We start from the raw sequence: 11599 nt of genomic DNA on the forward strand, positions 1-11599 counted from the left end.
TGGCGTCGCACCGGCGATCCGCCTCGCCCGCGAGCGGCTCGACGCGGCGCCGGCCGCGCCCGTTTCGCTCGCCGAACTGGCCGACCTGAGCGGCGTCAGCCGCTTCCAGCTGCTGCGCGGGTTTGCCCGCGAACTCGGCATCACACCGCACGCGTACCTGATCCAGTCGCGTGCGCGGCTGGCGCGCGCGCTGCTCGCCAGCGGCTTGCCGATCGCCGATGCCGCGGCCGAAGCCGGTTTTGCCGATCAAAGCCATTTGACGCGTGCGTTCGCGCGCCAGTTCGGGATCACGCCGGGGCGGTTCACGCAGGCCGCTTGACGCCGCCGTCATCCCGCGGGGCCCGTCGCCAAACACACCGACCTCGAAGGCTGCGCTCACATCGACAACTGCGACGGCACCCCGCGCCATGCGCTGCTCGCGGTGACTGTCGCCCGCCCCTGTCGCACAAGCATGCCGAATCGCGCGCCGAATTCGACACGCTCGCGCGCGCTGCAATTTCGTTCAAGACGCGCACGGCCGCCGTACGCGACGATGCGGCGCATGAAGACACGACTGATCGGCTATCTCTATCTCGCCGCCGCCATGGCGGGCGTCGGCAGCACCGTCATCGCGAGCCGTCTCGCGGCCGGCGGCCTGCCGCCGTTCACGGCTACCGCGCTGCGCTTCCTGATCGCGACACCGCTGCTGTTCGCGCTGATGCGCGCGCAGCGCATGCGCTGGCCACGCCTCTCCACGCGCGACGCCGTGCTGCTCGTCATCCAGGCGGCGGCGGGCGGTGTCGGTTATACGGTGCTGCTGATCTGCGGCACGAAGCTGTCGTCGCCGCTCGACGCGGGTGTGATGCTCGGCACGCTGCCCGCGATGTCGACGCTGATCGCGGCCGTCGTGCTGCGCGAGCGGCAGATACCGCGCGACTGGGTGGCCGCCGCGCTCGCAACGGCCGGCGTGCTGTTCGTCACGTTCGCGCCCGGCCAGGCCCTGCCGTCGCTCCGCACGCTCGCCGGCGACGCGCTGGTGCTGGCCGCCGTCGCCTGCGAGGCCGTATTCATCCTGCTCAACCGGCGGCTGGCCGCACCATTGCCGCCGCTGGCGCTGTCCACCGCGATGTCCGGCCTCGGCTTCGTGCTCGCCCTCGTGCCGGCCGCGTTCGAATGGCACGCGGCGGCGACCGGCTGGACGGTCGACGCGGTGTCGGCGATCGCCTACTACGCGCTGGTGCCGACCGTGCTCGGCTACCTGTGCTGGTATGCGGGCTCGGCGCGCACGAGCGGAACCGAGGCCGCGCTGTTCACGGCGGTCGCGCCGGTCTCGGCCGTGCTGTTCGCGGTCGCGCTGTTCGGCGAAACGCTCAGCGGCACGCGTATCGCGGGTATCGCGCTCGTCGTCGCCGGCATGGTCGTCGGCGCGACGCGGCGACGCGAACCGCCAGCGGACGCACGCAATACGCACCCGGCGAATCCGGATCGACCGTCCCGCCCCGCGCCCGCCGCGCAAACAGCCACCGACTGACTCGCGCTCCTCGCGTCGTTGCGCCGTTGTGCCGTTGCGGAAACGGCGGCGGCTCCGCCCCGCCGTATAACCGGCCGATTCTCGCGTTTCCCCCGTGCGGCCGGCAACTGTAGGAATGTGTCCGCGCACCGCAAAACCGTTGCGCACCACCCCGCAAGATGCAATATTCGCGTGGCCGGGACCTTTGACAACCATCGAACAACAATCCGCCACGCAATGAACAGGAAGGAAGCCAAAACAAGAATCGCGGTGCTGCTGTCCGCGGGAACGAGGAAGGCCGACGCCTTGGCCGAACTGTCCGGACAAGGACTCAAGGATCGCGTGCTTGCGCACCTGATCGCGTCGCGCCCCGATCCCGAACGCTGCCGCGAGAACAAGCTGCACATCCGGATCCTGGTCGCGCTCGGCATCGCCCAGCTCGCGATCAGCCTGATGCTCGCGTACTACTTCTTCGCCACCGGCGCCGGCAACGGCCTCGTGCTGGTGTTCCTCGCGCTGACCGTGCCGCTGTCGCTGCTGTTCATCTGGGGCTTTGCGACCCATCGTGTCGGCGCGTACCACGCGTTCATCCTGCTGTCGCTGCTGCAGTTGCCGAAGACCATCGCCGCGCTCGGTCGCGATCCGTCGACCGCGCTGCCGAGCCTCGCGATCACGGTCTTGCTGGTTGGCTATGTCTGGTTCGTCCGCAACCGCCTGTTCCCCGACTACGGCTGGTTCACGCCGCGCAAGGTCGAAGGCCGTTACGCGTTCGTCGAGCACGCCTGACGCCACCGGCATCGAGCGCCGGCCGTAACAAAAAAGGCGCCGGGCCGCCCCGCAATCGCGGGACGGCCCGGCGCCTTCTGCATTCCGGAACCGCTCGGCTTACTTGGCCTTTTCAGCCGAATCGCTGATCGCCTGGCCGCCCTTCGAAATGTCCTGCCCCACACCGGCGACCGTGTTGCAACCGGCAAGCGCGGCGGTCACCACCAGCAGCATTGCAGCAATCGTACGCGTCATTCTCATTCTCCTTGGAATCAACAAGCCCGACGGGCGAATCGTTTGCGGCGTCGCGCCCGGCAAGATGCCGGGCACGGGGCCTGACCTGATTATACGGAGACGGCCGCCGCGCGCCAGCATGAACCCGACACATGTCACACGGGCCACACAGCCGGGTCGCGCAGATTTTCCTTGACTTCAACGCGCCACGAACTAATATACGCACCGCGTATATTTTTCGTCAGGAGCCGCCGATGACCGTTCCCCAGCAAGCCTTCCTCCGCGACGCCATGCGCCGCCTCAACATGACGCGCGAAGCGTTCGCCAGCCGCATCGGTGTGAGCCGGCGCGCGCTGGACACATGGCTTCTGCCCGACGATTCGCAGGAATCGCGCGGGATGCCCGAGATCGTCGAACGCTTCGTGTCGGAAATCGTCGAGCGCTCGGTGCCGGAAGGCGGAGGATATACGCAAAGCGTAGAGAGCCAGGGGCTCGCCAAGCAGTTCTTTTTCGAGGGCAAGCCGCAACTGCTGTCGGTCGACCAGTTCTCGCGGGAATCGGTCGAGGCGCTGTTTCGCGTGGCCGACGTGATGCAGCCGATCGCGCGCCGCCACAAGATTTCGCGCGTGCTGGAAGGCGCGGTGCTCGGCAACCTGTTCTTCGAGGCCAGCACGCGTACGCGCGTGTCATTCGGCGCCGCCTTCTGCCGGCTCGGTGGTTCGGTGTGCGACACGACGGGCTTCACGTTCTCGTCGATGGCCAAGGGCGAATCGATCTACGACACGAGCCGCGTGATGGCCGGCTACGTCGACGCGCTCGTGATCCGCCATCCGGAGAAAGGCTCGGTGGCCGAGTTCGCGCGCGCGACCAACCTCCCCGTGATCAATGGCGGCGACGGCCCGGGCGAGCACCCGAGCCAGGCGCTGCTCGACCTCTACACGATCCAGCGCGAGTTCTCGCGGCTCGGCAAGATCGTCGACGGCGCGCACATCGCGCTGGTCGGCGACCTCAAGTACGGCCGCACCGTGCACTCGCTCGTCAAGCTGCTCGCGCTGTACCGCGGGCTCAAGTTCACGCTCGTGTCCCCGCCGACGCTCGAGATGCCGGCCTACATCGTCGACCAGATCGCGACGAACGGCCATGTGATCGAGCAGACGACCGATCTCGCCGCCGGGCTGCGCGGCGCGGACGTCGTGTATGCGACGCGGATTCAGAAGGAGCGCTTCACCGACGAGTCGTTCGAAGGCTACACGCCGGATTTCCAGATCAACCAGGCGCTCGTCGATTCGGTGTGCAAGCCGGACACGTTGATCATGCACCCGCTGCCGCGCGACAGCCGGCCCGGCGCGAACGACCTGTCGGTCGACCTGAACCGCGACCCGCGCCTCGCGATCTTCCGCCAGACCGACAACGGCATTCCGGTGCGGATGGCGATCTTCGCGGTGCTGCTCGGTGTGGAGAACCTCGTCCAGCATTCGATGCGCGACGCGACGTGGCGCCCGCCGGCGTATCTCGGGCCGGAGGATGCGGTGTTTCACGGGGTGGATTGAGAAGGAACTTCGGGGGCGAGCCAGTCAGGCGCCCCCCGCAGTTCAACGGAAAGCGCGCCCGGCAGGCCGGCGCGCTTTTTTTCGGGCGGTGACAGGTGAGCAATCGGCGCCTAGGATGCCCACGGATCAATCACCCGCAGGCCGACAGCCTCGAATGGCGCGACGTCACGCGTCGCAATGATCAATCCGTTCGCCTCGGCCGTCGCGGCAATAAAGACATCGGCAGGCGCGATCGCACTGCCTGAGGCACGCGCACGCGCTCGAATGCTCGCATACGCTTTGCTCGCCGCATCGTCGAACGGCAGAATCCGACCGCGAAACAGCGGCACGACACGCTGCTCGATGCTTTGATGAAGCCAGTCCCGCCTGCGACCTTCCGGCAACGCCGCCACGCCGAAGCGCATTTCGGCGAGACTGATCGCAGCCAGAAACAGCGTTTCGACGTTCTGGGCATCGAGCCACTCGATCACGGCCGCGCTCGGCTCGCGCCGCAACGGCTCGGACATCACGTTCGTATCAACAAGGATCATTCGAAGCTCATCGGGTCGGTTAGCGTCTTGTCGCGCTGCGCGTCGAAATCGACACCACCCGCCTCCCGTCCGATTTCCGCCAGCAGCGTCCCCAGCTTGAGCCGGCCTCCCGGAAGAACGGCCTGCTCGAGGATGTCCCGCACCTCGGCTTCGGTGCTGCGCCCATGCTGGGCCGCACGAATCCGAAGCGCACGGTGCACTTCATCGGGCAGGTTTCGAACCGTAATCACAGGCATGATGCACCTCACTACATTTGCTTTCAATGCAGTCATATTAGCACCTTGATGTCATGGCGGGCGATCCGCGACAGAACCACTCTACCCCGCCAGCCACGCCCGCCACAGCTGGCCTTTCGGCCATCAACACCGCCCCGCGCGCCCCACCGCCACCCCGTCACATTAGTTGACACTTTCCTAACCAACGCTAACAAGAACGCTTCTCATTCAATAAAAAATTACATAGAATGCCGCCTGAAAACAAATCGTAATAATTCCCGGCGGCATGCACACTTCCGTAGCGCACCGTCCCCGGGGCCATACCGCGAGGTCGAAGCGCCATGAAGTCACGTCCCGACGAGCTGAAGCTCGGCAAATTCACCACCCTGTGCAGCGTGCTCGCCGCAAGCCCGGCCTTCGCGGCGGACGGCACGCCGCCGCCCGCCCCGGCCGGCACCGAAGGTCATCTCGCGCCGATCGAGGTCCAGGGCAAGGCCGAGCACAGCTATAAGGCCGACTTCTCCGCTTCCGCGAAATTCACCGCGCCGCTCGTCGACACGCCGAAATCCGTCACCGTGATCCCGCAGGAGCTGATCCAGAACAGCGGCGCGTCGACGCTGACCGAAGCGCTGCGCACCGTGCCCGGCATCACGTTCGGCGCCGGCGAAGGCGGCAACCCGCTCGGCGATCGCCCGTTCATCCGCGGCTACGACACGCAGGGCAGCATGTTCGTGGACGGCATGCGCGACACCGGCGCGACGACGCGCGAGATCTTCAACACCGAGCGCATCGAGATCACCAAGGGTTCCGACGGTGCGTACGGCGGCCGCGGCGGCGCGGGCGGCAGCATCAACCTGATCACGAAGGCCCCGCACCTCGGCACCACCGCCGCCGCGAGCGCGGGCCTCGGCACCGACCGCTATCGCCGCTTCACGGCCGACGGCAACTGGCAGTTCGCCGACCACGCCGCGTTCCGCCTGAACCTGATGAGCCACAACAACGACGTTGCCGGCCGCGACGCGGTGAACAACGAGCGCTGGGGCGTCGCCCCGTCGATCGCGTTCGGCCTCGGCACGTCGACGCGCGTCGTCGCGAGCTACTACCACCTGCAGACGGACGACCTGCCCGACGGCGGCATCCCGTACTACTACGGCTTCAACCTCCCGAAAGGCGTCGCCACCGACGGCCCGGCGCCCGTCGACCGCCACAACTTCTACGGCCTGACCAACCGCGATTTCCGCAAGACGACGTCGGACATCAGCACGCTGAAGATCGAACACGACATCACGTCGTCGCTGACGATCCGGAACACCACGCGCTACACGGAATCGACGCAGGACTACATCTGGACCCAGCCCGACGACAGCCAGGGCAACGTGGTCAACGGCAAGGTCTGGCGCCGCAACAACAACCGCAACAGCTCGATCAACAGCCTCGCGAACCAGACCGAGCTGTTCGGCGAATTCCGCACCGGCCCGTTCAAGCACAGCTTCACGACCGGCATCGAACTGTCGCGCGAATGGGGCAAACGCGATTCGTACACGGTCGCAACCGACACCGGCAAGATCTGCCAGAAAGGCATCGGTGCCGCATCGGGCTACAACTGCACGAGCCTGTGGTCGCCGAACCCGAACGACCCGTGGGCCGGCTCGATCACGCGCAACAACGACTACGCGCATGCGCGCACCGTGACGAAGTCGATCTACGGCTTCGACACGATCGAGATCACGCCGCGCTGGCAGGTCAACGGCGGGGTGCGCATCGACGACTACTCGACCCGCTTCACCGACACCAAGGCCAACGGCGGCAAGACCACCACGCGTGACGACACGCTCGTGAACTGGCAGGCCGGCCTCGTGTTCAAGCCCGCGCAGAACGGCAGCATCTACGCGTCGTACGCGACGTCGTCGACGCCGGCCGGCATGATGCTCGGCGAAGGCAGCGAAACGCAGTCGCTCACACCGGGCCGCGGCGGTGTCGGCTCGAACGCCGATCAGCTGGCGCCGGAAAAGAACCGCAGCATCGAGCTCGGCACGAAGTGGAACGTGTTGAACGACAAGCTCGCGCTGACCGCCGCGCTGTTCCAGATCGATACGACCAACGCGCGCGTGACGCTGCCGAACAACCAGTACGCGATGGTCGGCAACAAGCGCGTGCAGGGTCTCGAGCTCGGCGTCGCGGGCCAGATCACGAAGCAGTGGCAGGTGTTCGGCGGCTATACGTACATGAAGAGCGAACTGCGCGACAACGGCAAGGACAGCGCGAACAACGGCAACCGCTTCCCGAACACGCCGAAGCACAGCTTCACGATGTGGTCGAACTACGACGTGACGCCGAAGTTCACCGTCGGCGGCGGCGCGTTCTACATGTCGGAAGTCTTCGGTGATCCCGCGAACCTGCGCGCCGTGCCGTCGTACTGGCGCTTCGATGCGATGGCGCAGTACCGGATCAACAAGAAGCTCGACCTGCAGCTGAACGTGAACAACCTGTTCAACCGCACCTACTTCGACCAGGCGTATCCGGCGCACTACGCGTCGATCGCACCGGGCCGCTCGGCGTTCGTCACGCTGAACGCACGCTACTGATCGATGGAGGCCGTGTCGCTGAAGGCGCTCGCGTCGGTTTCGCCGCGCGAGTTCGCCGACATCCTGGCCGGGCCGCCCGAGCGCGCCGCCGCGTGGGTCGCGGCGGCGGCCGACAACGGCATCGTCGATGCGCAAGCCGTCTACGGGCAATACCTGCTCGACGGACATGGCGTCGCGCGCGATCCGGCGGCCGCGTTCAACTGGTTCCGGCACGCGGCGCGCGCCGGCCACGCGATGGCGATGAACATGCTCGGCCGCTGCTACGAGTTCGGCTGGGGCACGGCCGCGTGCGCGCCGGTCGCCGTGTACTGGTACCGGCTCGCCGCGCAGGCGGGGCTCGACTGGGGCATGTACAACTACGCGACGGCGCTCGCGCTGGGTAACGGCGTCGACGAGAACCGCGCCGAGGCGCTCGACTGGTTCCAGCGCGCGGCCGCGCTCGGCCATGCGAAATCGATCAACCTGATCGGCGGCTTTTACGAGGACGGCTGGGTCGTACCGGTCGACCGCGACGCCGCGTTCGACCACTATCGACGCGCCGCCGTGGCCGGCGACTTCCGCGGCCAGTTCAACCTTGCGCGGCTGCTCGCCGAGCGCGGGCGCGTCGACGAAGCGCTCGCGTGGCTCGCGCGCGTGCCGGCCACCGCTACCCCCGCGTTCGTCGCGAAGATGCGCGCGTATCTCGCGTCGTCGCCGATCGACGCGTTTCGTGCGGCGGCGCTGGAATTACCAACGCCACCACAGCCTCAGCCGCACTGTATGGAATACATATCATGATGCTTCACGTCCCCGGCGTACTGACGAAAGCGCAAGTCGCGCAATGTCGCGAACGGCTCGATGCGGCCGAATGGGTCGACGGCAATGCGACGTCCGGCACGCAGTCGGCGCTCGCGAAACGCAACCGGCAATTGCCGGAAGGCGCGCCGGCCGCACGCGCGGTGGGCGACGCGATCCAGGACGCGCTCGCACGCCATCCGCTGTTCTTCTCGGCGGCGCTGCCGCTCAAGGTGTTTCCGCCGCTGTTCAATCGCTACGAAGGCGGCGAGGCGTTCGGCACGCACGTCGACAACGCGATCCGGCTGCTGCGCGGCACGGATTTTCGCGTGCGCAGCGATCTGTCGGCGACGCTGTTTCTCGAAGAACCCGATGCGTACGACGGCGGCGAGCTGTGTGTCGAGGATACGTACGGCACGCATCGCGCGAAGCTGCCGGCGGGCGACCTCGTGCTGTATCCAGCGTCGAGCCTGCATCACGTCACGCCCGTGACGCGCGGCGAGCGCGTCGCGTCGTTCTTCTGGATCCAGAGCATGGTGCGCGACGACGGCGATCGCACGCTGCTGTTCCAGCTCGATACGCAGATTCAGGCGCTGTCCGCGGAAAAAGGCGCGAAGGATCCGATGGTCATTTCGTTGACGGGGATTTATCACAACCTGTTGAGGAAGTGGGCGGATGCATAACCAACGATATGCAAGGCAGCCGCTGGACGTATTGCGCGGCTCGGTCGTGCGCTACGACGGTCCCGTCGATCCAATCGAGGAAAGCGGTTGGGAGGCGCCGCCACACGACACGCGAAACGACGGCGTCCACGCGGGCACGACCATCGATACACGAGGATAAGAGGCTCACGCCCCCGCAGCGGAAACCGCGACACATCCTCCGCCGGACTCTGGCATATTGGCGATTCGTCTGACCAAATCAACCACGAGCACCCGGCCTCGCGCAACCGCGCTTCCTGCTGCCAGCCGGACGTGGCCCGCAACCGTCATTGCGCCACTTCGTCCACTATCGTGATTTCGCTCTCCGATCCCGTTGTCCGGTCCATTACCCTGCTGGAGTCGCACGAAGGGTTTGTCGATCTCGCAGGTTTCCATGCACGCATTGCCGTCGATCTCGGCCGCCGCGACATCGAAAGCAGAAGCCCGCATTTCCTGAAAGTGCGTCGCGGTATAGCGGACCGGCTGATCGCCGCCGCGCAAGCGCTCCCCGCCGGCCTGCGCCTGTACGTCAAGGAAGGCTATCGCCCGCCGGCCCTGCAGCGCGACTCCTTCTCCGCACACCTCGCGCATCTGCGCCGCACGCTGAATCCGCTTCCGGACGAAGACGCGCTGATCGCCCTGACGAGCCACCACGTCGCGCCGCCGGAAGTCGCCGCGCACCCAACGGGTGCAGCCGTCGACCTCACGCTGATCTCGGCGGAAGGCATCGAGCTCGACATGGGCTGCATCATGAACGCCACCGACCAGGAATCCTCCGGCGCGTGATACACGCACAACCCGTTCATCAGCCGCGCAGCCGCCCGCAACCGTCAGGTGCTGATCACCGCGCTGACGGGCGCCGGCCTTACCAATTACCTGTCGGAATGGTGGCATTGGTCGTTCGGCGACCGCTATTGGGCCGTGATGCACGATCAATCGCACGCCATCTACGGCCCCGTCGAGGAAAACATGCTCGACGCAGCCTCACGCTGACATTCTTTCCGACGAAACGCGCCTGCCTCGGTAACATCCTCACTTGTCGATCCCTGCGCGCTCCCGCACAATCGCAGCATCTGTTTCACTTTCCCCCGCGCCGATGTCCTATGCGTCACTCGCCACCGGCGTCCTCCTCGCAGGCGGCGTCGGTCAACGCTTCGACCCGAGCGGCCTGCACAGCAAGCTGCTCGCGCTGCTTCCCGACGGCACGCCGGTTGCGGTCGCGGCCGCCCGCCATCTCGCGGCGGCCACGGCCAACGTGATCGCCGTCGTGCGCCCCGGTGCCGAAAAGCTCGCGATGCTGCTGAACGAAGCCGGCTGCCACGTCGTCTACGCACCCGACGCCGTGCGCGGCATGGGCGCGAGCCTTGCGGCCGGCGTGCGCGCGACGCCCGACGCGAACGGCTGGCTCGTCGCGCTCGGCGACATGCCGTGGATCGCGGCGCCCACCTACGAAGCCGTCACGCGCGCGCTCGACGCCGACGACGCGTCGATCGTCGCGCCCGCACATCGCGGCGTGCGCGGCCATCCGGTCGGGTTCGCCGCGCACCACTTCGATGCACTCGCCGCGCTCGACGGCGACACGGGCGCCCGCGCGTTGTTCGCCAGCGCGCCGGTCAGGCTGCTCGACGTCGACGATCCCGGCATCGTGCGCGACGTCGATACACCGGCGGATTTGCGCTGACCGGGATCGCGCGGTGCAACGCATGGCCCGCTCCGCGCGCAGCAGGTGCCTGCACGAAAACCGCCCGGGCACGGATGGCACCGACGACACACCACCCGCCGCCACAATCCCGCTGCAAACGCACGTCCGATTGGCTATAACGGAGACGAGGCGCCCCTGCCGCGCCACCGCCGTCACGCACTGCGCGAGATCACCATGACCGATCACACGACCCCGACGCCCGAGCCACCGGCCGACCCGAACCGCGACCCGGAAGACGATCCGTTATCGCCACCGTCGCCGGGCCATCATCACGACAATCCGCAGCAACCCGACGGCCCACCAAGCAAGGATCCGGTCTAGCCGCAAGGCGATCGTGCCACCCATTCGCCGCGCGGTTCCCGTCGTCATGCGCCATCGCCGCATGACGCTGCCTAGCGCGCCGTATACCCGCCGTCGATCGGCAGCGACACACCGCTGACCATCGACGCCGCATCGCTCAGCAGGAACAGGACCGGTTCGACGACCTCGTCCGGCTCCGCGAATCGCCCGAGCGGAATCGCGGCCAGCATCGGCGCCCGCTTTTCCGGTTCGCTCCACGCGAACTGCGCCATCGGCGTAAGCGTGACGGTCGGGTTCACACTGTTCACACGAATGCCGTGCGGCCCGAGTTCGATGCACAGCACGCGCGTGATCGCGTCCATCGCCGCCTTCGACGCGCAGTAACTCAGATGCGCGGGCAAGCCGACGAGCGCGGCCTGGCTCGATACGTTGACGATGCTGCCCCGCGCCTGCGCGACGCCACGCGCGTCGCGGGCGACCATCTTGCGTGCGACGGCCCGTGCGACGAGCGCCGCGCCGCGCGCATTGACGGCCATCACGCGATCGAAATGCGCGGCGCTCACCTCGAGCGCCGATTCGAGCGACGCGATCCCCGCGCAATTCACGAGGCCGTCGAACGCATCGTGCGCGGCGAGCGCCGCGTCGATCGCCTGCTCGTCGCCACCGACATCGAGCCGCATCGTCTCGCACGCGGCCTCGCCGGCCAGCGCATCGAGCGCGGCCAGGTCGCGCCCGGCCGCGACGACCTGCGCGC

At 67.3% G+C, this 11599-nt stretch carries 16 protein-coding genes; 11 read left to right on the forward strand and 5 right to left on the reverse strand.

Going from position 1 to position 11599, the window contains the following annotated elements; genetic code table 11:
- Window positions 1-319, forward strand: a 319-nt coding sequence (locus G3N96_RS34855) for an AraC family transcriptional regulator (protein ID WP_206140006.1), incomplete at its 5' end; no start/stop codon positions are given.
- 56 nt (window positions 320-375) lie between these two features.
- Here the strand turns inward: G3N96_RS34855 and G3N96_RS34860 are convergent.
- Window positions 376-543 carry a hypothetical protein gene (locus tag G3N96_RS34860; protein ID WP_185634150.1) on the reverse strand — a complete coding sequence of 56 codons (168 nt, stop codon included), beginning with the start codon at window positions 541-543 and terminating at the stop codon, window positions 376-378.
- Between G3N96_RS34860 and G3N96_RS34865 the strand changes: the two genes are divergently transcribed.
- Together G3N96_RS34865 and G3N96_RS34870 are read left to right on the forward strand one after the other, a co-directional pair.
- Entirely contained in the window at window positions 542-1510 is a 969-nt protein-coding gene (locus tag G3N96_RS34865) for a DMT family transporter (RefSeq protein ID WP_241022964.1), read from the forward strand. The genes G3N96_RS34860 and G3N96_RS34865 overlap by 2 nt on opposite strands.
- 216 nt (window positions 1511-1726) lie before the next feature.
- Complete coding sequence (locus tag G3N96_RS34870) at window positions 1727-2275, forward strand: permease (RefSeq protein ID WP_124578108.1); 549 nt, start codon at window positions 1727-1729, stop codon at window positions 2273-2275.
- A 99-nt stretch (window positions 2276-2374) separates the two neighbouring features.
- Here the strand turns inward: G3N96_RS34870 and G3N96_RS34875 are convergent, their stop codons facing one another.
- The gene (locus tag G3N96_RS34875) at window positions 2375-2509 is read right to left on the reverse strand and encodes an entericidin A/B family lipoprotein (RefSeq protein ID WP_006485835.1); all 135 of its coding nucleotides are present in this window, start codon (window positions 2507-2509) and stop codon (window positions 2375-2377) included.
- A gap of 233 nt (window positions 2510-2742) precedes the next feature.
- Here G3N96_RS34875 and G3N96_RS34880 point away from each other — a divergent pair, with 233 nt between their 5' ends.
- Window positions 2743-4038: an aspartate carbamoyltransferase gene (locus G3N96_RS34880; protein WP_124578110.1), complete on the forward strand. Its 1296-nt coding sequence runs from the start codon at window positions 2743-2745 to the stop codon at window positions 4036-4038.
- A 110-nt stretch (window positions 4039-4148) separates the two neighbouring features.
- Here the strand turns inward: G3N96_RS34880 and G3N96_RS34885 are convergent, their stop codons facing one another.
- Window positions 4149-4568: a type II toxin-antitoxin system VapC family toxin gene (locus G3N96_RS34885; RefSeq protein WP_206140008.1), complete on the reverse strand. Its 420-nt coding sequence runs from the start codon at window positions 4566-4568 to the stop codon at window positions 4149-4151.
- Window positions 4565-4804 carry an Arc family DNA-binding protein gene (locus G3N96_RS34890; RefSeq protein WP_089448087.1) on the reverse strand — a complete coding sequence of 80 codons (240 nt, stop codon included), beginning with the start codon at window positions 4802-4804 and terminating at the stop codon, window positions 4565-4567. Before G3N96_RS34890 ends, G3N96_RS34885 begins: the two co-directional genes overlap by 4 nt.
- A 320-nt stretch (window positions 4805-5124) precedes the next feature.
- Between G3N96_RS34890 and G3N96_RS34895 the strand changes: the two genes are divergently transcribed.
- From G3N96_RS34895 to G3N96_RS34920, 7 genes are all read left to right on the forward strand, one after another.
- Window positions 5125-7368 carry a TonB-dependent siderophore receptor gene (locus G3N96_RS34895; RefSeq protein ID WP_206140009.1) on the forward strand — a complete coding sequence of 748 codons (2244 nt, stop codon included), beginning with the start codon at window positions 5125-5127 and terminating at the stop codon, window positions 7366-7368.
- 3 nt (window positions 7369-7371) lie between these two features.
- Window positions 7372-8145, forward strand: coding sequence for a tetratricopeptide repeat protein (locus G3N96_RS34900; protein ID WP_206140010.1), 774 nt, complete (start codon window positions 7372-7374; stop codon window positions 8143-8145).
- The gene (locus tag G3N96_RS34905) at window positions 8142-8825 is read left to right on the forward strand and encodes a Fe2+-dependent dioxygenase (RefSeq protein ID WP_124578119.1); all 684 of its coding nucleotides are present in this window, start codon (window positions 8142-8144) and stop codon (window positions 8823-8825) included. Before G3N96_RS34900 ends, G3N96_RS34905 begins: the two co-directional genes overlap by 4 nt.
- Before the next feature lie 291 nt (window positions 8826-9116).
- Window positions 9117-9629, forward strand: a complete 513-nt coding sequence (locus tag G3N96_RS34910; protein ID WP_241022965.1) for a dipeptidase — start codon at window positions 9117-9119, stop codon at window positions 9627-9629.
- Between the two features lie 18 nt (window positions 9630-9647).
- A complete protein-coding gene (locus G3N96_RS39485; protein WP_346778928.1) occupies window positions 9648-9836 on the forward strand; it encodes a M15 family metallopeptidase in 189 nt (62 codons plus the stop codon).
- A gap of 103 nt (window positions 9837-9939) precedes the next feature.
- Complete coding sequence (locus G3N96_RS34915) at window positions 9940-10524, forward strand: nucleotidyltransferase family protein (protein ID WP_206140011.1); 585 nt, start codon at window positions 9940-9942, stop codon at window positions 10522-10524.
- A gap of 195 nt (window positions 10525-10719) precedes the next feature.
- Complete coding sequence (locus tag G3N96_RS34920) at window positions 10720-10866, forward strand: hypothetical protein (protein ID WP_166896045.1); 147 nt, start codon at window positions 10720-10722, stop codon at window positions 10864-10866.
- Window positions 10867-10937: 71 nt separating this feature from the next.
- On the opposite strand, the gene G3N96_RS34925 is transcribed toward G3N96_RS34920, so the two are convergent.
- Window positions 10938-11599 (reverse strand): SDR family oxidoreductase (locus tag G3N96_RS34925; protein ID WP_206140012.1); only part of this gene is annotated, 662 nt, incomplete at its 5' end.

Origin of the sequence: Burkholderia sp. Se-20373 (genome assembly GCF_017104705.1) — a bacterium.
Classification (GTDB): Bacteria; Pseudomonadota; Gammaproteobacteria; order Burkholderiales; family Burkholderiaceae; genus Burkholderia.